The organism is Citrobacter sp. wls826, assembly GCF_005281245.1.
GTDB classification, from domain to species: Bacteria; Pseudomonadota; Gammaproteobacteria; order Enterobacterales; family Enterobacteriaceae; genus Citrobacter; species Citrobacter braakii.
This window is the reverse complement of sequence record NZ_SZWS01000055.1, coordinates 164,634-183,599: the sequence shown is the minus strand read 5'-3', so window position 1 is coordinate 183,599 and position 18,966 is coordinate 164,634. Positions and strand designations below refer to the sequence as shown.

Here is an 18,966-nt window from a genome sequence, read left to right as displayed (position 1 = left end):
CCTCAATTGAGGGCGCTTTTATGAGATGAACAACAGTATGCACCGCTCGGGCATCATTCTACGGAAGCGGATGTTGCCGTCGTTGTAGAGTCCGGGGTGTCCGTAGCGTGGCTCTTTTCTGGCGCAGGGCCATCCAAATCACGCCGAATACCAATTTGGAATATCCCGGCAAGCATAATGGCGCCGATAATCGCAATTCCACCTAGCAGGTAAAGCCCGGCAATATTCGAATCAAACGCATTCTCAGCCCATACGCGAATGTTGGGGGCCACGAATCCGCCAAGATTACCTAGCGAGTTAATAAGTGCAATACCCGATGCTGCCGCGGCACCTCCGAGATAGCTGGTTGGGAAGGTCCAGTAAATAGGTTGGACGGCCAGCAAGCCTGCGCAGCCAATGCAAAGTGCGATGAAAGCCCAGATCGGCGAACCGGCAAGCATCCCAGATAATGCAACACCAAGTCCACCAAAGAGCAGTGTAATCGTACTTATCCAGCGACGTTCTTTCAGTTTTGTGGAAAGATGCGGGATATACCACGCAGCGAAAAGTGCGCATAACCACGGAATACCGGATAAAACCCCAACGATGAAGCCAACGCCTTGGCCTGATAATGCCGCAACCTGAGAAGGCAGGAAGAATGCAATACCGTAAGAACCAACCTGAATGGTGAAGCAGATCAGACACAGATACAGCACTCTGGGGTCGCACAGTGCTTTCAGGATCCCTTGCGGGCCATGGCTTTTTTTTGTGTGCTCTTCCTTTTCCATAATGGTGCTAAGCGCGCTTTTTTCTTCCGCGGTCAGGAATGTGCAACGTTTATCTGATGGCTTATCATCAAGATAGAAAAATGCTACAATCCCAACAAGTGCAGCGAGTAATCCTTCAACCAAAAACATTAATTGCCAGTTATGTAATCCCCATAAATCATGGATAGTTAATAACCCACCGGATACAGGCCCTCCGAGAATAAACGCGATCGGTGGCCCAAACCAGAAATAACCAGCCACTTTTGCCCTGATATTAAGCGGAAACCAGAACGTCAGATATAACATTACGCCGGGCATAAATCCTGCTTCAGATGCACCGAGAAGAAAACGCAAAATAATAAATGTTTTCTCATCATGGGCAAACATCATCGCAGCAGAAATAAGCCCCCATGTTACCATGATGCGGGAAAGCCATAAGCGCGCACCCACTTTATATAAAAATATATTGCTGGGAACTTCAAATAGCGCATAACCAATAAAAAAGACCCCTGCGCCAAAAGCATATGCTGCATTACTCAATCCCGTATCAACCTGGAATGCCTCTTTTGCAAAACCAATGTTGGCGCGATCCAGATAAGCCATGACATACATGAGTGCCAAAAAGGGTAAAAGCCGTATAATTGACTTTTTAACCGCCGAATTGACAATCTTTTCATTATCACTTTTACTCATAAATATGCTTCCAATCAAATGGTAGAGAGCTACTTTTATTTCTCATCAGGATAATGGGAAAGTGAGTAGGCAATATTATGGAAGAACTTTTAAACAGGTATTTGATGAAATACCTGTTTGTTTTTATATTAACTTAACCATTCTTGGCCATCGGGCCATGAATAACGTGTTAGCGTATCTGGTTTCATTTTCACACCATAACCTGGTTGCAACAATGGGTAATATCGTCCACGTTTTATCACCAGCGGCTCTTCGAAATTCTCGTGTAAGTGATCAACATATTCTAAAACTCTATTTTCCAGTGATGCTGATACGGCGATATAGTCAAATAAAACAATATTCAATGAATACTGACACAGACCGACGCCACCACCATGTGGGCATACAGGGACACCAAATTTCGCCGCCATTAGTACGACAGCGAGAACTTCGTTTAAACCACCCAAACGGGCAGGGTCTAACTGGCAAAAATCCATTGCGCCTGACTGGAAGAATTGTTTAAACATTACCCGGTTATGAGCATGTTCACCGGTAGCAATGCCAATATCACCAATTCGGGCTTTTATTGCTGCGTGACCGAGTATATCGTCAGGGCTGGTGGGCTCTTCGATCCAGAGTGGATCAAACTTAGCTAGTTTGCGCATCGCCGTAATGGCTTCATCAACGCCCCATATTTGGTTGGCATCCATCATCAGTTTGCGTTCCCAACCCAGCTCTTCGCGCAGGATCGTCGCCCGGCGAATATCTTGCTCGATATCGGCACCGACTTTTTGCTTCAGATGCGTCCAGCCATCAGCCACGGCCTGACGGGCAAGCTGACGCATTTTTTCTTCTGAATACCCAAGCCAACCTGCGGCCGTTGTGTAACCAGGAAAGCCCGTTTCCAGCATTTCTCGTTCACGCTGCGCTTTACCAGTTTCAACTCTACGTAATAATGTTATGGCTTCTTCAGGCGTCAGAACATCCTTGATGTAGGTGAAATCAATGCAGCGAACAAGCTCTTCCGGCGACATGTCGACCAGCATTTTCCATACGGTTTTATTCTGCGAACGCGCCCAGAGATCCCACAATGCGTTAATAATTGCCGCGGTGGCTAGATGAATAACACCTTTTTCCGGGCCAACCCAGCGTAACTGACAATCACCAGAAACAAGTTCATGCCAGAATTGGCCAAAGTTAGCCGTAATGTCTTCCAGCGTACGGCCAATAACAAATAATTCGGCTAAAGATTTTACTGCGCTTACACATAAATCGTTGCCGCGACCAATAGTAAAAGTCAAACCATACCCTTTTAAATTTTCTGCGTGGTCGGTAGTTAATGTGACATACGTCGCGGAGTAGTCGGATATTGCATTCATTGCATCAGAACCATCCAAGTTCCTGGATGTAGGGAAACGGATATCTTTAACACTTATATCCTTGATTGTAATCGCCATGTTGACTCCTGTTGTGATGTTCTTTTGCTAATAAAATAGATAAATTCGTTTAGCAGACACCATGAGTGTAAGAGGGAGTAAATTACTCAATGTGAGTTGATAATAAGATTGTGGGGTATTTTGCAATTTTGTGTTTTTAATCTGCTTTTAATTATATCGGTTGTTTTGCTGGATAGAGCGCAGCATTGATTGTTTTGCCGTTTCAAGGTGGTTGCGAAGAGCAAGGATAGCATCCAGGTCGCTGCGGCAAATCAGTGCGCTGAGGATGGTCATATGCTCATCAATGGCAATGATATTGCGCTGCTTGAGGTCGCTTTCATCCCACTGATAATGAAAGTGGAAAATCACGGAGATAATTTCAAGTGATTGATTAAAAAATATATTATCTGCTGCGGAGAGCAATAAAGCATGAAACTCACGGTCTAACTGCGAGAACATACGAAAGCTGCTGCCGATGCTGTCGCGCAGGACCCGGTGGCGCTCCAGCAGTGTTTTAGCCTGCAGCCAGCGCGGGTCATCGTCGGGCAGATTGAGAAAATGCTGCAGGGAATGGGTTTCCAGCATCTCTCTGAGTTCAAACAGCTGTTCCGCATAGGCCTGATCGAACTGCTTCATGCTCCAATGACCGCGTTTTTCGTTTTTGATCAGATTGTAACGTTCGAATTTTAAAAGATATTCTCTCACCACCACCGGGCTGACCCCTGCAGCTCTGGCAAGCTGTAGTTCGGAGAAACTCTCCCCTGCGCGTAGCTGACGCTGGTTGATCATGGTGAAAAAAGCCTGCTCAAAAATCCGGTTTTGCTCAGTCATGGAGGCGGTGGTACAGGCAAAACCGTCGTCATGGTCGGGTTTACGTACGATGACATAGTGGCTGCCGACCTGGGTCAGCACGCCGCACTCGCCTAAGTGGCTCAGCATATGGCGCACGGTGGTGCGGCTGATGTTGTACATCTCCGCCAGCGCGCTTTGCGACGGGAGGGGGGAAGAGATATGACCACGCGCCATATCATCGATTATCTGGTTAATCACATTGTGGCGTAAGTTCTGTGAACGGCTCATGGCTTCTCCTTTTTGCGTATTAAAACCCGATTTAAAACATTTTTATGCGCTGGGATTCACAGATTGTGTTTCTGCTTTCTCCGGCTTTTTTATTTTCGTTGATATCTGAGGCAACAAAAAAACAGGAGAGCAGAATCATGTCTACGATGAATACGTTGATTTGCCAGGAACCTAAAAAATTAGTCTGGAAAGAGCGTGAAATACCTATTCCGGGTGAGGGTGAAGCATTAATAAAAATTAAATCAGTCGGGATTTGCGGTACCGATATTCATGCCTGGGGCGGCAATCAGCCATTTTTCAGCTATCCTCGTGTGCTGGGTCATGAAATATGTGGGGAAATTGTTGGGCTGGGCAAAAATATACAGAATTTGAAAAATGGTCAGCAGGTGGCGGTTATTCCTTACGTGGCCTGCCAGCAGTGTCCGGCCTGTCTGAGCGGGCGCACTAACTGCTGCGAGAAGATTTCGGTGATTGGCGTGCATCAGGATGGCGGCTTCAGCGAATACCTGTCCGTACCGGTCACCAACCTGTTGGATGCGCAGGGAATTGATCCGCAGGCGGCGGCGCTGATTGAGCCTTATGCCATTAGCGCGCATGCGGTACGCCGGGCGGCGGTGGCTCCGGGTGAGCAGGTGCTGGTGGTCGGTGCCGGTCCGATTGGTCTGGGCGCGGCGGCGATTGCCAAAGCCGATGGCGCACAGGTGGTGGTCGCCGATACCAGTCCGGCTCGCCGGGAGCATGTGGTTTCCCGGTTGGGGCTCCCGGTTATCGATCCGTCTGCTGAAGATTTTGATGCGCAACTGCGTGACCAGTTTGGCGGTTCGCTGGCGCAAAAGGTCATTGATGCCACGGGCAATCAGCATGCGATGAACAACACGGTGAATTTGATTCGCCATGGCGGCAGCATTGTTTTCGTTGGGCTATTCAAAGGCGATTTGCAGTTCTCCGATCCGGAGTTCCACAAGAAAGAGACCACCATGATGGGCAGTCGCAACGCCACACCGGAAGATTTCGCCAAAGTGGGCCGCCTGATGTCGGAAGGCAAACTGACCGCCGACATGATGCTCACGCACCGTTACTCATTTGCCACACTGGCGGAAATCTACGAACGGGATGTGATTAACAACCGTGAACTGATTAAAGGCGTGATCACGTTCTGAGAGGGTAAATGTGATGAAGACATTGAATCGACGTGATTTTCCGGGTGCCAGTTACCCAACGCGCGTGATCCAGTTTGGTGAAGGGAATTTCCTGCGGGCGTTTGTCGACTGGCAACTGGATATCCTCAACGAGCAAACCTTTTTGAACGCTGGCGTGACCATCGTTCGCCCGATCAATAGCGATTTTCCACCGTCGCTGAATACCCAGGACGGGCTGTATACCACGCTTATTCGCGGGCTAAACGCGCAGGGCGAAGCGGTGAGCGAGGCGCGGCTGATCCGTTCGGTGAATAACGAAATCAATCCGTATCAGGACTTCGCGGCGTATCTGGCGCTGGCCCACAATGCGGATATTCGCTTTGTGTTTTCAAATACCACCGAAGCCGGAATTAGCTATCACGCGGCAGACCGGGTCGATGATGCGCCGCCGGTAAGCTTTCCGGCTAAACTGACGCGTCTGCTGCTGGAGCGTTTTAATCATTTTGAGGGTGCAGTGGATAAGGGCTGGGTCATTATCCCGTGCGAGCTTATCGACTATAACGGTGAGGCGCTCAAAACGCTGGTACTGCAGTATGCGCAGGAGTGGCAGCTTCCCCCGGCGTTTGCCGACTGGGTGGCGACGGCAAACACCTTCTGTTCCACGCTGGTCGACCGCATTGTCACCGGCTACCCGCGAGAAGAAGCCGCCGCGCTGGAAGCTACGCTTGGCTATCACGATGCGTTTCTCGATACCGCGGAGCATTTTTACCTGTTTGTGATTCAGGGGCCGCAGTGGCTGGCCGAGGAGCTGAAGCTGGCGCAGTGCCCGCTGAACATTCGGGTAGTGAGCGATATCAAACCGTACAAAGAGCGTAAGGTCGCCATTCTCAATGGCGCGCATACGGCGTTGGTGCCGGTGGCCTGGTTGTGTGGTCTGGAGACCGTCGGCGAAGCGATGCAGGATGCCGATGTCCGTCACTTTATCGAGCGGGCGATTAGCGAGGAAATTATACCGGTATTGGATCTCCCGGCGGATGAACTGCGTGAATTTGCCGACGCGGTGAGCGGGCGTTTTCAAAACCCCTACATTCGTCACCAGTTGCTTTCCATTGCGCTTAACGGGATGACCAAATTCCGTACCCGAATTTTGCCGCAACTGCTGGCGGGCCAGCAAAATGGGCGCTGGCCCGTGCGGTTAACGTTCGCCCTCGCGGCGCTGCTGGCGTTTTATCGCGCAGAGCGGGAGGGAGAACGCTATCCGATACAGGATGATGAGCAGTGGGTTAGCCTGTATGCCAGTCTGTGGCCGCGAGTTGGCAAAGATTTAACGCTGCGTGAACTGGTGGATACTGTGCTCGGCGATGCGGCGCACTGGGGTGAAGATTTGACGTTGCTGCCCGGGCTTGCCGGGCTGGTGACGGCAAACCTGGAAATGATTCTGGTGCAGGGTATGCGCCAGGCAGTGAAAAGTCTGGAATAAGGTTGCCATGCAGCGCCCGGTGTGGTGTTGGGCGCTGTTTTTTTTTCAGACAATAAATGCGGCTAGCTGTAAGACTGATAAGCGAAGCGCCATCAGCCATTTCATGTTACGAGCCCTGAGCGACCACTTTGATTTCAACCATCCCGATCCCCAGTTTACGCGGCGAGTGGCCGAGAATATTGCCCTCGTTGGTGGCGACCGGATCGGGCGGGACAATCACCAGCGTATCGGCATCCGCCGGGTTATCAAAATGCAAGGTAGTGGTAGTGACATCATGGCCTAACACCAGCGTCTGTTCCTCGTGGCCAACGCGTACGGGAATAGGGCGATTGGCGTTGTCGCCGAAGGCTTTCGCTGTAATGACCAGATCGAATTTCTTCGGCAGCGGGGCCTTGTACTCGATGGTCACCTCTTTGCTGAGCTGCGCATTGGACCAGCGTCCCCAGGATTCGGGGCGTGAAATGCCGCTAAACTGTTTAACCTCTTCCGGCGCGCCCGCCACGTTGAAGACGAAGCTGTCGGCTTTGTAGCGAATGTCGTTATCGACAATTTTCAGCGTATCAACGTTACCTTTGTAGCGCTCCATGTCGATCACCGTGTCTTTAAACACGGTTTTACTTTTCCATTTGGCTTTGTCGACGTGCTGCACGATTTGCTGTCCGCCTAACTGGCCTTGCGATACGCACCAGTCGGTGGAGAGCGCCAGCTCCGGGGCCCATAGCTGCGCCATTTTGTAGCAGCGATCAACCCAGACAAAGTTATCTCGCGGCGCGAAATCTGCCAGTTGGAAGCGCAGCGGGGCCGAGTATTCGCTTTCCGGCAGCGGCTCGACGCGTTTGTCCGATACGCGCAGCAGCAACGGCAGGCGGAAATGGCTGCCGGAGAAAGAGATCATGTTTTTGTCCTGGTCGACGGTGAACTCTTTCATCTCTTTCGGGAAATTCCACAGGCGGATGATATCGGGCTTCCACGCCAGCATTTTTTCTTTGATGTTCAGGAACACTTCAGACACGGATTCGCTCGACAAACTGCTGCGGCCAAGACCGATAAAGTTATCGCCACCGAGAATATCCAGTACCGTTGCCCCGTTATCCATCGTGTTACGCTTCACCGCCAGCGTCTCCTGCTGTGGCTGGTCGCCGCGCAGCACGAAGAACAGGTTGTTGCGATCCTGCTTGTTCAGATACTTCCATGCGGTGTTGTTCATCGCCAGATGATCGGAAGAAACCACGATAACGGTATCTTTGAACCACGGTGAGGCTTTGATCTTATTGATAAATTCGGCAATGTTTTCCTGGCTGCAGCTGACCGCGCTGAAGGATTGGTTGGCCTTCCCGTCGATGTCATAACGTTTACGGTTGCAGCTACGTGAGATAAATCCATCTGGATGATGGGTATCCACGGTCAGCGTAAATAGTGAAAAGCGCTGGCCCGAACGTGAAAGCTCTTCGAATTTTTTCCACGCTTCATCCAGCACGGTATCGTCGTAGAAGCCCCAGTCGTTGCGATAGGCCGGGTCCGCAACCACGCTTTTTAACTCTTCCGCACCGTAGAGATGATCAAAACCGTGAGATTTCAGGAACACGTCTTTGCCGGCAAAGCGCAGGTTGGCTCCCTGCACAAAGTAGTTTTGATAGCCGGAGTTTTTCAGGATATCGCCCAGACAGATATTGTTGGGGAAGAAGCTGGAGACCGACGCCGAGGCGTTGCCTTCAAACGGCGCAAACAGCGGAATACCGCACTGGGAGGCGACCATGCCAGCGATGGTGTAATCGGTACCCGGCAGTTGCATGGTATTGCTGAAATCCAGCCCTTCGTTTTTCAACGCACCGAGTTCCGGGGTCAGATCCGGGAACGCGTCATTGTTAAAATAGGTGCGCTCGAGGCTTTCGCCATAGATATAAACCAGATTCAGCTTCGGGTTGGGAATCGTTTTTGACGGCTCTTTATAATAGGTTGGGAAATCCGGATCGCCATCGCGCGACTGCGACTTTACCAGTTCGGTTATCTGGTGAAACGCCGGGCTGGCATCTACGGAGGCCAGCGCCAGCAGCAGGGCCAGCAGACTGTAACCCACATGATGCGGATGATGGCGACGGCGGCGCAGAATCCAGCCGAGAGCGACAAAAACGGTCGTCAGGACCAGCGCAATCCCGACGCCAGGTAAGATATATTTTCCAATTCCCGCGCCGGTCAGGCTGTTGGTCAGCGTGTACAGAACCGCGTCATTGATACCGTCGCCGGTGAAATAGTCACTGGCATACAGCGTGATATTCAAGACAATAAAAATCCCCAGCACCGTTAACGTGGCAGCAAACCACCAGGTATTGCGACCCGCTTTCCAGGCGTAAATCAGCACTGAAGCGAGAAACAGAGTGATGGAGATGAGTTCTGACAACGATCGATCCTCAGTAAACCGGGCAAACGCCTGGCAGGCTAATGATTTGGGGAAAGCACAATGTAATAGCGATGTTGCATTGCTGCAATTGTAGTGACATTAAATTACGTTGTTATTCAGAATTGGTTTAGATATGCGTGTTTTTTGCGGGGATTTACTGATTATTTGACGTGTGAATTTTATGGGGAGCAGGTTGATGCCGCGCAGGATATACGCGGCATGTCGTGCGTCAGGAAATGAAGTTCATACCCTGTTTTAACACCAGATCGCAGGCCTTGGTTTTTACCTGCTTCGCCAGCGAGCTGTTGCCAATTGTGTTCAGGTCCAGTTGTTGACCATCTTTGGCGTTGAGCAGCCCCTGAATGCCGTCCATATAGTTGGTGTCTTGTTTCTGCTCCGGAGCACTGAGGCCCAGTTTATCCAGCACCTGGTTTTTGACGTTTTGCGTGTCGGTGACCGAGGCCAGTTTCTGTTTCGCGCAATATTCCAGGATCCCGGCGGCGTTATTCATGCTGCTGGAGGTCAGCGACTGATTGCTGCCATTCAGTAGACTGGTCAGGGAAGAGAGTGACGAGCCGCCCTGCGAGCCGGAGCTTTGTTTGCTCAGTTCGCTGGCCGCGCTGGAGAGCGAATCCTGCCAGGAGGCGGCGAAAACGCTGGTCGAGATGAGCGTGCTGGCGGCAAGCGCACCGCACAGCAGACGTTTGGTTGTTTTCATCATTATATGCAACTCGTGTTATGCCTTTTCAGCGCAGTATAGCGCCGGCAGTCTTAGGAGTGGTCCTAATACGTTAATACTCTTTACCGGTTACCCGACTACGGTAGCTTTCCCAGTTAAAAATCACCCACAGGCTGTTGCCAAGGCGCATACGGTCCATTACCCGCTCGCCCAGCAGTTTGTTCATTTCATCCATATTGCTGTTGGTCAACATACCGGTCGGGCGTTTTGAAGACGAGCGGCGATCGACGATCTGGTTGATGATCACCTTTTCATAGCGGGATTCGGTCTGCACGCCGATTTCGTCGATCACCAGCAAATCGACATTACTGAGATCGTTGAGTAGCTGTTCTTCGCTGGTTTCACGGTTGCTGAAGGTATCTTTCATGGCTGACATAATGTCCGCAACGGTGATAATCAGCACCGATTTGCCGCGCAGCAGCAGTTCGTTGCAGATAGCGGCGGCCAGATGGTTTTTGCCGGTGCCGGGCTTGCCAGAGAAAATAAAGCTGGCGATGTTGCCGTCAAACTCTTCAACGTACTGGCGAGCTTTGCTCAGGGCGTTCATCTGACCTTCGCATTCCACCCGATAGTTATCGAACGAACAGTTCTGATGCAGTGGACGAATACCGGAACGGTTGAATGTGCGCTGCATTTTCATAGCCCGGTTTTCACGGGCCAGCGCTGCGGCGCGAATTTCACCTTGCTCTTTTTGCCATGCCAGCAGCTCCTCGCCCGTTTTAAAGGCTGGCTCGACATTAGCCGGCATCATTTTTTGCAGACGTTTCATCAGGTCGCCAACGTTTTTCATCGTTATCCTCTAAAACCCGGTGGAATATGGTTGTCAGGCTCGCTGACACTGTTCACATCGCGCTTCGGCATTCCGCCATTGCTGGCCCGGCCAATCTGGATGCTGCGTGCCAGTTTTTGCTGCCACTGAATATGGTGAAAGACTTTGCCTTCGGCCTGCCAGTAGGCGACAAATGAGGCCAGTTCCTCGGCGGTGACCGGTTCTCTTAACGCCACGCCCCACAGGGCGGCCTGGCGCTGAAAGTCGGCATCGGGCTGCCAGTCAGCGTACATCGCAAATTTCCCCATTGGCACGACAACAGGAGCGGTTTGCGGCTCTTCATAAAATTGTGCATCCAGCGTCACATCGCTTCCCGGGCGTGACAGCTTCTCTTCAAGCGCCAACAACTCGGCCAGTCGTGCAGGCGTCACCGCGTAAAATGCTGGCGCGTTGTTGGCGAATACGGCTACGGCACCGCCCGCAGACCTGGCCAGCACCGTATGGTGATCGTGTAGTAAGGCGTCAATGCTAGTGACGTCCGGCGTCAAAATTTTGCTGGGCATAATGTTTCTCAATACTGAACAACAACCGAGAAGGGGACTGCTTTTATAGTAACACAGAGAAGAAGGAGAGCAGCAGATGAGGGGGCGATTCCCCTCTCTGCGAGGAGCTAACAAAGCGTGCCGCTAAACACGCGGGCGTTTGCGATACAGCCATAATCCCGGTACGGATAGCCCGATAGAGAGCGCTCCGACAATCGATGAGGCTTTCAGGAAATTGGTCAACAGCGTGATCATCAGCGCTTCGCTGTAGCCAAAATGGCCGATTTTTACCGCCGAGATCATGGCGGTATAGGCCGAGATCCCAGGGAACATGGGGATTACTGCCGCAACGGTGAAGACTTTCGGGTGCGCCAGATACCAGCGTGACCACTGGATCCCAATGCAGCCCACCAGTAGCGACGCCATAAAAGTTGACCATTCGATATTAAATCCAGCGCTCATCATCACCATTCGTGAACCGTGGCCGAGTGCGCCGAGTAACGCGCACCAGGGGAGCGCCCGATGTGGTACGTTAAATACCATGGCAAAACCAAGCGCCGGAATCGCCGACAGGATCATGTCCTGCATTAGCGCCAAAATGAAATCGATCACGCCCATCCGCGCAGCCCCCATAAGGTCATCGACATGACTACGCCAATGCAGGTCGCCAGCGTCAGCAGACTGGCAATAGCCCAGCGAGCGAGCCCAGTATTAATGTGTCCCTTAAACATATCCGCGACGGAGTTGATCAACGGAAAACCCGGAACCAACAGCAGCACGCTGGCGGCCATGGCGATGGTTGGAGTGTGGTTAAACGTCGGCAACGTCAGCAGCAGACCAGAAATCGAGGTTGCCACAAACGCAGTAATGCAGAAGTTGATTTGCGGGTGCAAATGCCGGGACGCCAGAATCTGGCGAATATACATTGCCACCATACTGGCGAAAAAGGTGATCACCGCGCCATCCCATCCGCCATTATTGAGTTTACAAAAGCAGGCGCAGGACAAGCCGACCATAAAGGCGACCAACCATCTTGGATAGCGCAGCGGTTTAATCTGGCTAAAGCGTTTCTCAACGCCTTTAACATCCAGCAGTTTGTGTTCCGCCAGAATAACGATGTGCTGCACCTCCGTCACGACGTGCATGTTAATTCCGCGATCCTGATTTTTTCGCGTTGAAGTCAGGCACTGCCCGTCTTTAATGGTGGTCAGGACGATGGCGTTAGAGGAGATAGCGCTTTCTACGCTATCCATGCCAAGCGCCAGCCCGAGGCGGGTGGATAGCTCGTCAACCAGCGCACTTTCTGCCCCATGCTGAAGTAAAAAAAGACCGCATTGAATACATAACCGTGTAACCGTTCGCTGTGACGACTGCTCTGTTTGCATGACTCGCTCTGACTGAAAAGGATCTCTTTGCGTGGCGGATGTCTTCTTTTTATCATGAAGCATGATCCTGTTGGCTCTGGCTAAGATCAATCTTTGCGTCGAAAAAAGATGCAGATCGTACGTCTGATGCGTTTGCACACCTCACTTGCTTATCAATAAAGACAGCGCTTATGAAAATGTAATGTTATTTATCAGGATGGAAAATACGTAAGCAACGCTAACGATCTATTGTAGTTCTTTTAATTGTACAAAGAGTGTATTCATGAGTAATTATTGGCATGATGGTTCAATAGTTTGATGCTACTGGGATTGTAGCGGTATAACTTTGTTTATAAATAAAAGCCAAGGATAAACAATTCACCTCGTCTATTTTTTAGGGTTTCCTGTTAATTAATACTTTTAATTTATCAGGGGATTTTTAATAAGTGCGAATACGGACTGGTGAGTGTGGAGGAGATATGTTGCCAGGACGCTGCAAAAACGCAATTATTATTAGTAAATTACCGATCGTACAAACCGGACTTAAAGGTGTAATGCAGGGGCAGTTCGCTGATTATGAACTTACCTACTGCCGCTCCGTCGAAGAATTGACGTTGCTGCAGCTGCGTTGTGCCGATTTGGTGATTGCTGATTTATCCGGAGACTGTAATCATCCACGTTCAGTCTGCGAACAGTATTATTCTTTATTATCTCAATACCGCGATATTCACTGGGTATTTCTCGTTTCTCGTGTTTTTTATCCGCTGGCCATTGAATTGCTGATGTGTCCTGTCAGTTCGCTGTTATCTGATGCCGAGACGATTGAAAGTTTGGTGAATGTTATTCACGCAGGAAATAGCCGTGCCGAGAGAATTAGCAAGTCGCTGCTCTCTCCGCCCGTGATGCCAGAATTAGCAGACCATAGCGCCCGCTCAATTGTACTTACCCTCTCGGAGAGGAAAGTGCTGAGACTCCTGGGAAAAGGTTGGGGAATTAATCAGATTGCGACATTGCTGAAGAAAAGCAATAAAACGATTAGCGCCCAAAAGAACAGTGCTATGCGCCGCTTGTCGATACATAGCAATGCAGAAATGTACGCCTGGATAAACAGTTCTCAAGGATCGCGAGAATTGAATTTACCTTCAGTTTATGGAGAAACCACGGAATGGAAAGCCGAAGCATCAAAAGAAACGTTGCGCTGGTAGAGAAGTGCGCGATGAGTAGCGTCGGTATTAAGAGCCTGTTTAATACCATGCCGGATAACCAATACGAACTACATATCTTTTCGAGCCAGCCTGCATTTAGTCAGGTTATGTTAAAAACGTCGTTTTCGGCGGTTATTTTCTCCCTCTCTGCAATCAGAACCGATCGCAGGGCCGGGTTAGCTTATCTGACGGAACTGGCTGTAAATTTTCCGCGTATTCGCCGGGTGGTGATTGCTGATGATGACGCTGAAGCGCGATTAATCGGCTCTTTGTCACCGTTGCCGTTAGATGGCGTTGTGAGCAAATCTTCTTCATTAACGGTACTGCAGGACGCGTTATTTACGGTATTGAACGGCCCCAATCGGGGAACCGAAGGTTCTAAAAACCATTGGTATATCAATCAAAGCCGTATGCTCAGTCCAACAGAACGAGAAATACTGCGCTTTATGTCGAATGGCTATTCAATGCCGCAGATCGCTGCTCAGTTAGAGCGGAATATTAAAACCATTCGGGCACATAAATTTAATGTGATGTCCAAGCTGGGCGTGAGCTCAGATGCCGGACTGCTGGATGCTGCAGATATCCTGCTGTACCTGCGTGCAGGTGAACCTGCACCTTTTCTACAGGCGGCTTCTTAACGGGTAATGTTAGATCGTTTCGTGCCGGGTTTCGTTATCGGCACGGAACGTGAATCATCCCTGACACACATCCACCCAGGTGGCGGAAGTCAGCTCAGCCATCCTTTCTGGCGTGATACGAACGGCGCTGTGGATGGCGCCTGCGGCGGGAAGCACTTCAGCGTAATGCTTCAACGAAACATCGCAGTACACCGAAATCGGCGTTTCCAGTCCGAAAGGGCAAACGCCGCCAACGGGATGGCCCGTCGCGTTCACTACTTCATCGCTACTCAACATACGGGCTTTGGCACCGAAAGTGCTCTTTAGCTTTTTGTTATCCAGTCGGGCATCACCTTTGGCGACGACCAGAATAATGTCGTTCTTGACCTTCAGCGAAAGCGTTTTCGCGATCTGGCCAGGTTCGACGTTATGGGCTTTCGCTGCCAGATCGACGGTAGCTGTGCTCTGATCTAATTCGATAATCTCAATATCTGGTGCATATTGCGCTAAAAATTGGCGTACAGATTGCAAACTCATTCTTCTCTCCAAATCGCCTACAGGCAGCTCCATCCAGCAGAAAACCGCATGGCGTAATTTGTCATAGGGGCAAGCTCGCTGTAAATATTTTAATGTAACAACATGGCAACATTGGCAGTTTTTCGATCGTCTTCACAATCAAAGAAACCGGTTACAGTAACCGGTTGCAGAATGCTCAAATGGCGATTAATACTGAAGTTGTCACTTCCTCTGTATTACATAACAAGAGCCATCTATGAAACTGAACTCAAAATGCAGTAGCGCTGGCGTTCCTCCCGGCACGGTTGCGAAAAGTAGTAATGGGCTTTACGTGGTGGTGTTGATACCAGCACGGTTGCAGGGTTTTGCACAACGGGAGAACGGCTATGTCTACTAATCATGCTGTGTTTAATGTGATTTTCCGCTTCGTTGAAAATTACGTCAGCCCTGTTGCCGGGCGCATCTCTTCACAACGTCATGTGATGGCTATCCGTGATGGGTTTATTTCGGCGATGCCCTTTATGATCGTAGGCTCGTTTCTGCTGGTTTTCGCCTATCCGCCTTTTTCTCCGGATACCACCTGGGGGTTTGCACGTGCGTGGCTGGATATGGCGAAACAGTTTGAAGGCCAAATCCTCACACCGTTTGATATGACGATGGGGATCATGTCAGTCTACATATGTGCGGCTATCGCTTATAACCTGGGCAAGCACTATGTGAAGTCACATCAGCTAGATCCCTTCATGTGCGCGATGCTATCGATCATGGCTTTTTTGCTGATTGCTGCACCGAAAACCAAAGGCACGATGCCGGTTGATAGCCTGGGCGGTACGGGGATTTTCACTGCCATCCTGGTGGCTATTTACTGCGTTGAAATGATGCGCTTCCTGAAGGCGCACAACATCGGCATTCGTTTACCCGATCAGGTGCCGCCGATGATCAAAAACTCCTTCGATCTGCTGATCCCTGTGCTGGTGGTGGTGCTGACGCTGTACCCGCTGAGTCTGGTGATTCAGTCGCAGTTTGACATGCTGATCCCGCAGGCCATCATGGCCATCTTTAAACCACTGGTGTCTGCAGCGGATTCTCTGCCAGCGATACTGCTGGCGGTGCTGATCGGCCATCTGCTGTGGTTTGCGGGTATTCATGGCGCGGCAATTGTGTCGGGAATGCTGCAAATGTTCTGGCTCACCAATCTCGGGATGAACCAGTCGGCGCTGGCGCAGGGCGCGCCTTTACCGCATATCTTTATGGAAGCGTTCTGGACGTTCTTTATTGTGGTTGGAGGTTCCGGCGCGACGATGGGGCTGGTGATTTGCTATCTGCGTAGCCGCTCGGCCCATCTGCGATCGATCGGGCGTTTGAGCGTTGTCCCGAGCATTTTTAATATTAACGAACCGGTGATTTTCGGTACGCCGATTGTCATGAACCCAGTGTTCTTTATTCCCTTCCTGCTGGCCCCTATGGTGAACGCAGTGCTGGCCTGGGCGGCGATGAAGCTGGATTTAATTGGGCGGGTGATTTCAGTGGTTCCCTGGACGGCCCCGGCACCGGTTGGCGCGGCATGGGCGTTAGGCTGGGATTATCGTGCGGCCATTCTGGTTGTCCTGCTGGCACTGGTGTCTGCCGTCATCTACTTCCCATTCTTTAAGGTTTACGAAAAGCAGCTATTAGCGCAGGAAAAAGAAGAAGCACAGCGTATAGAAGAAGAAAATCAGCAGGTTGCATAACTGACGGGCGAGGGGCTACGGCTCCTTGCTTACTTCAGCGTGCAGTCACCGCATTGCTGGACATCGGGCAGGCGATAGCGCTGGCAGCAGGTTCTGCGCACTAACAGTCCCTCGCGCGGAACAACGGTACGCCACAGGGGGTTATCCTGACCGCAGGAGAGTTGCTTCTCAAAAAAACAGGTTTGGCGCAGTGTGGTCAGCAGTTCTTCACCTAATAACGGCTTCATTTCCGTTAAATACCAGTGAATTAAATATCCGGTGTTGCTCCAGATAAGCTTCGCATTGATCTCGCCTGTCGCTTCCAGCGCCTGCACAACCGGCGTCAGCGCCGAGAGAATCAGCGTTTCCATGCGTTGCTGAGGAGACTGGGCCGTGACCTGGTGATCCTGATGCACGTCGATCCAGAAGCAGGCAGCACGGCCTGTTTCGTGGAATTCTACGTGCATGTGTTCAGGAGAGACGTCGATGGCCTCTTTTTGCGTCAGCAGGGCCACCATGAGCGGAGGCATCATCAGGCCGATATACCACTGCGCCCAGAGAGAAATTAGCGGCTTATTTTCGCGTGGCAGCGTGGGCTGATTGCGATAAATATGGTCCGAATAGACAGCCAGCAATGAACTTAGCGTCGTTGGTTGCGTCCATTCATGTAGCGTCATCGCACCTGGCACGGGCGTTTCGTCAAGACGAATGAAGTCCAGCAGGTGCTCACGGGTGTTGGCTATCGTTGCGCGTACGGCAGCAGCCAGCGAGGGTATCTTTGCAGGCAGAGGGCTACGCCAGATGACATCTTCAACGATCGGTGCGGAACGATAAGCCATGTCGATATAAGGATGTTAATCTTAATGATAATGATTGCTAATCCTATAATTGACATTGAGCGATGGCAAGATCTTTGTCGCCATCCCGGGAGACACCGCACAGATAGCTCAGGCAGAAGGGCAGTTTACCCGCAGGTCATCGCTAACCAGCGTACTGTTGCGCCCAAGGCTCTTGGCCTCATAAAGGGCTTTATCCGCTCGGGCAACAGCGGCATCAATATCCTGCTCGACCAGAGGCGCAATACCAATACTCACGGTTACGTTGGTTGCCACGCTCTCGTTAAACATGTGAGGAATTTTAAGGTCGTACACCTTCTGGCGAATACGTTCGGCGGCAGCCTGGGCCTGCTGGGGATCGACCGCGGTCAGCAAAACCATAAACTCTTCCCCACCAAAGCGCGCCACCACGTCCCGGGAGCGCACGGAGTCACGAATCGCGGCAGAGACGCGGATCAGCGCCTGATCTCCCATCATATGACCGTAGTGATCGTTATAGGCTTTGAAGTGGTCGATATCCAGCAGCAAGACGTAGTGCTTCGCGTTGCTCAAGGCCAACAGCGTATCGAGTCGGTGTTGTAGCCCCCGACGATTGTACAAACCGGTTAGCGGGTCGAGCATGCTGAGCCCGTTCAGGGTTTCCCGTTCTTCCAGCAGTTTATACATCAGCTGCTGGGCGAAGCCATCGTAGCGCTTTTGTATCACATGCTGGATGGCGATCCCGGCCATGGGCAGCGCCATAAAATAGATAATTCGCAAACCATGCTCGCTGCCATTCAGCCATAAACAGACGGCGACGGAAGGCAATGAGTGAAGCGTAAACGCGATGATATTATTGGCAAAAGCGATAGAACCAATAAACAGCACGCTGAGAAGCGCGATTAATAGAAAATAATAATCATTATGACCCAGAGCGTTATATTTCAGGAAAATATGTAATGCCCATAGCAAACCAAAAACGATTGAAATAAAAGGAAGATTAATTCTTTTATCCACATATTTCCTATGCCATGCCAGCAACAATGTACTCATCACGAGAATCAGCAACGCCGGTACTGACAACGCTTTGACGGCAAACAGGGGAAAAAAAAGCGTAAACAGTGCGGAGACTGCGTTGAGCAGCAGAAACAATCGTAAAGAGAGTTGGTATTTTTTGGTGCGCAGAGCTCGCCAGGATTGTACTGTCATAGGTAAATATTGTTAGTTATCTGCAATGTACGAAGGTGTGTTGGTAAATAAAACAAATAACGAACGGGGTATCATTCGCAGAGGTTTTTATTGTTTTTAGTTGAAAAGCTAACCGGCGAGCAATTTATCACCTTAAATTATTCATGTCATCAATCGTTAAGTAAAACTCATATAATTGATAGTGCCTCCCAGCTGACAAATGAGAAAATTTATCATATGATATTGGTTATCATTATCAATGTCATAGGTGGTACCATGTTGCAACGTACGCTGGGCAGTGGATGGGGTGTTCTGCTGCCGGGAATACTGATTGCCGGGATGGCATTTAGCGACCTGTCGGTCTACGTATGGAAGGCGATGATTGTATTAGGATTACTGTTGACTTCACTCATGCTGTACCACAAGCGTTTGCGGCATTTTGTCCTGTTGCCTTCATGTGCGGCGCTGATCGGCGGCATTGTTCTGGTGATGATGAACGGGAATCAGGGATGAACAAAACAGGGAAGAAAATCGAGAGGGAAATAAGATAA

General features: G+C 50.6%; 18 protein-coding genes. 6 read left to right on the top strand and 12 right to left on the bottom strand.

Annotated elements, in window-relative coordinates:
• Window positions 1–53: 53 nt before the first annotated feature.
• From FDW87_RS16675 to FDW87_RS16665, 3 genes are all read right to left on the bottom strand, one after another.
• Window positions 54–1,439, bottom strand: a complete 1,386-nt coding sequence (locus FDW87_RS16675) for an MFS transporter (protein ID WP_075207171.1) — start codon at window positions 1,437–1,439, stop codon at window positions 54–56.
• Between the two features lie 128 nt (window positions 1,440–1,567).
• The gene (locus FDW87_RS16670; protein WP_049269945.1) at window positions 1,568–2,875 is read right to left on the bottom strand and encodes an enolase C-terminal domain-like protein; all 1,308 of its coding nucleotides are present in this window, start codon (window positions 2,873–2,875) and stop codon (window positions 1,568–1,570) included.
• Window positions 2,876–3,022: 147 nt separating this feature from the next.
• The gene (locus FDW87_RS16665; protein ID WP_137379960.1) at window positions 3,023–3,934 is read right to left on the bottom strand and encodes a GntR family transcriptional regulator; all 912 of its coding nucleotides are present in this window, start codon (window positions 3,932–3,934) and stop codon (window positions 3,023–3,025) included.
• Window positions 3,935–4,071: 137 nt separating this feature from the next.
• Between FDW87_RS16665 and FDW87_RS16660 the strand changes: the two genes are divergently transcribed.
• Both FDW87_RS16660 and FDW87_RS16655 read left to right on the top strand, forming a co-directional pair.
• Window positions 4,072–5,094, top strand: coding sequence for a zinc-binding alcohol dehydrogenase family protein (locus tag FDW87_RS16660; protein ID WP_137379959.1), 1,023 nt, complete (start codon window positions 4,072–4,074; stop codon window positions 5,092–5,094).
• Window positions 5,095–5,107: 13 nt separating this feature from the next.
• On the top strand, window positions 5,108–6,553 hold the full coding sequence (locus tag FDW87_RS16655) for a tagaturonate reductase (protein ID WP_137379958.1): 1,446 nt from the start codon (window positions 5,108–5,110) through the stop codon (window positions 6,551–6,553).
• A gap of 106 nt (window positions 6,554–6,659) precedes the next feature.
• Here the strand turns inward: FDW87_RS16655 and opgB are convergent, their stop codons facing one another.
• The 6 genes from opgB to FDW87_RS16625 form a co-directional block, all read right to left on the bottom strand.
• A complete protein-coding gene (gene opgB, locus FDW87_RS16650; RefSeq protein ID WP_016155622.1) occupies window positions 6,660–8,951 on the bottom strand; it encodes a phosphatidylglycerol--membrane-oligosaccharide glycerophosphotransferase in 2,292 nt (763 codons plus the stop codon).
• Window positions 8,952–9,180: 229 nt separating this feature from the next.
• The gene (locus tag FDW87_RS16645; RefSeq protein WP_137352594.1) at window positions 9,181–9,672 is read right to left on the bottom strand and encodes a DUF2501 domain-containing protein; all 492 of its coding nucleotides are present in this window, start codon (window positions 9,670–9,672) and stop codon (window positions 9,181–9,183) included.
• Between the two features lie 70 nt (window positions 9,673–9,742).
• Complete coding sequence (gene dnaC / locus FDW87_RS16640) at window positions 9,743–10,480, bottom strand: DNA replication protein DnaC (protein WP_016155623.1); 738 nt, start codon at window positions 10,478–10,480, stop codon at window positions 9,743–9,745.
• Window positions 10,481–10,482: 2 nt separating this feature from the next.
• Window positions 10,483–11,022, bottom strand: a complete 540-nt coding sequence (gene dnaT / locus FDW87_RS16635) for a primosomal protein DnaT (protein WP_016151588.1) — start codon at window positions 11,020–11,022, stop codon at window positions 10,483–10,485.
• 123 nt (window positions 11,023–11,145) lie between these two features.
• Entirely contained in the window at window positions 11,146–11,619 is a 474-nt protein-coding gene (locus FDW87_RS16630; protein WP_016151589.1) for a threonine/serine exporter, read from the bottom strand.
• The gene (locus FDW87_RS16625) at window positions 11,610–12,386 is read right to left on the bottom strand and encodes a threonine/serine exporter ThrE family protein (protein ID WP_016155624.1); all 777 of its coding nucleotides are present in this window, start codon (window positions 12,384–12,386) and stop codon (window positions 11,610–11,612) included. Before FDW87_RS16625 ends, FDW87_RS16630 begins: the two co-directional genes overlap by 10 nt.
• 458 nt (window positions 12,387–12,844) lie before the next feature.
• Here FDW87_RS16625 and FDW87_RS16620 point away from each other — a divergent pair, with 458 nt between their 5' ends.
• Together FDW87_RS16620 and bglJ are read left to right on the top strand one after the other, a co-directional pair.
• Complete coding sequence (locus FDW87_RS16620) at window positions 12,845–13,570, top strand: response regulator transcription factor (protein WP_016151591.1); 726 nt, start codon at window positions 12,845–12,847, stop codon at window positions 13,568–13,570.
• Window positions 13,531–14,208: a DNA-binding transcriptional activator BglJ gene (bglJ, locus tag FDW87_RS16615; protein WP_029139757.1), complete on the top strand. Its 678-nt coding sequence runs from the start codon at window positions 13,531–13,533 to the stop codon at window positions 14,206–14,208. The genes FDW87_RS16620 and bglJ overlap by 40 nt, the downstream gene beginning before the upstream one ends.
• A 54-nt stretch (window positions 14,209–14,262) precedes the next feature.
• Here the strand turns inward: bglJ and FDW87_RS16610 are convergent, their stop codons facing one another.
• Window positions 14,263–14,724 carry a YbaK/EbsC family protein gene (locus FDW87_RS16610; protein WP_016151593.1) on the bottom strand — a complete coding sequence of 154 codons (462 nt, stop codon included), beginning with the start codon at window positions 14,722–14,724 and terminating at the stop codon, window positions 14,263–14,265.
• Between the two features lie 365 nt (window positions 14,725–15,089).
• Here FDW87_RS16610 and FDW87_RS16605 point away from each other — a divergent pair, with 365 nt between their 5' ends.
• Complete coding sequence (locus FDW87_RS16605; RefSeq protein ID WP_016151595.1) at window positions 15,090–16,433, top strand: PTS sugar transporter subunit IIC; 1,344 nt, start codon at window positions 15,090–15,092, stop codon at window positions 16,431–16,433.
• Window positions 16,434–16,462: 29 nt separating this feature from the next.
• Here the strand turns inward: FDW87_RS16605 and fhuF are convergent, their stop codons facing one another.
• Window positions 16,463–17,251 carry a siderophore-iron reductase FhuF gene (gene fhuF, locus FDW87_RS16600; protein WP_016155626.1) on the bottom strand — a complete coding sequence of 263 codons (789 nt, stop codon included), beginning with the start codon at window positions 17,249–17,251 and terminating at the stop codon, window positions 16,463–16,465.
• A 108-nt stretch (window positions 17,252–17,359) separates the two neighbouring features.
• A complete protein-coding gene (locus FDW87_RS16595) occupies window positions 17,360–18,436 on the bottom strand; it encodes a GGDEF domain-containing protein (RefSeq protein WP_016151597.1) in 1,077 nt (358 codons plus the stop codon).
• Window positions 18,437–18,652: 216 nt separating this feature from the next.
• Between FDW87_RS16595 and FDW87_RS16590 the strand changes: the two genes are divergently transcribed.
• Window positions 18,653–18,928: a DUF1435 domain-containing protein gene (locus tag FDW87_RS16590; protein WP_019078313.1), complete on the top strand. Its 276-nt coding sequence runs from the start codon at window positions 18,653–18,655 to the stop codon at window positions 18,926–18,928.
• The last annotated feature ends 38 nt before the right edge of the window (window positions 18,929–18,966 follow it).

Bases quoted from the DNA above. Each gene is read 5' to 3' on its own strand.
- FDW87_RS16605 (WP_016151595.1), top strand. From the start codon at position 15,090: ATGTCTACTAATCATGCTGTGTTTAATGTGATTTTCCGCTTCGTTGAA.
- FDW87_RS16625 (WP_016155624.1), bottom strand. From the start codon at position 12,386: ATGCAAACAGAGCAGTCGTCACAGCGAACGGTTACACGGTTATGTATT.
- FDW87_RS16590 (WP_019078313.1), top strand. From the start codon at position 18,653: ATGATATTGGTTATCATTATCAATGTCATAGGTGGTACCATGTTGCAA.
- bglJ (WP_029139757.1), top strand. From the start codon at position 13,531: ATGGAAAGCCGAAGCATCAAAAGAAACGTTGCGCTGGTAGAGAAGTGC.
- FDW87_RS16595 (WP_016151597.1), bottom strand. From the start codon at position 18,436: ATGACAGTACAATCCTGGCGAGCTCTGCGCACCAAAAAATACCAACTC.
- FDW87_RS16610 (WP_016151593.1), bottom strand. From the start codon at position 14,724: ATGAGTTTGCAATCTGTACGCCAATTTTTAGCGCAATATGCACCAGAT.
- FDW87_RS16630 (WP_016151589.1), bottom strand. From the start codon at position 11,619: ATGGGCGTGATCGATTTCATTTTGGCGCTAATGCAGGACATGATCCTG.
- FDW87_RS16670 (WP_049269945.1), bottom strand. From the start codon at position 2,875: ATGGCGATTACAATCAAGGATATAAGTGTTAAAGATATCCGTTTCCCT.
- fhuF (WP_016155626.1), bottom strand. From the start codon at position 17,251: ATGGCTTATCGTTCCGCACCGATCGTTGAAGATGTCATCTGGCGTAGC.
- FDW87_RS16645 (WP_137352594.1), bottom strand. From the start codon at position 9,672: ATGATGAAAACAACCAAACGTCTGCTGTGCGGTGCGCTTGCCGCCAGC.
- dnaT (WP_016151588.1), bottom strand. From the start codon at position 11,022: ATGCCCAGCAAAATTTTGACGCCGGACGTCACTAGCATTGACGCCTTA.
- FDW87_RS16665 (WP_137379960.1), bottom strand. From the start codon at position 3,934: ATGAGCCGTTCACAGAACTTACGCCACAATGTGATTAACCAGATAATC.
- FDW87_RS16655 (WP_137379958.1), top strand. From the start codon at position 5,108: ATGAAGACATTGAATCGACGTGATTTTCCGGGTGCCAGTTACCCAACG.
- FDW87_RS16660 (WP_137379959.1), top strand. From the start codon at position 4,072: ATGTCTACGATGAATACGTTGATTTGCCAGGAACCTAAAAAATTAGTC.
- dnaC (WP_016155623.1), bottom strand. From the start codon at position 10,480: ATGAAAAACGTTGGCGACCTGATGAAACGTCTGCAAAAAATGATGCCG.
- FDW87_RS16675 (WP_075207171.1), bottom strand. From the start codon at position 1,439: ATGAGTAAAAGTGATAATGAAAAGATTGTCAATTCGGCGGTTAAAAAG.
- FDW87_RS16620 (WP_016151591.1), top strand. From the start codon at position 12,845: ATGTTGCCAGGACGCTGCAAAAACGCAATTATTATTAGTAAATTACCG.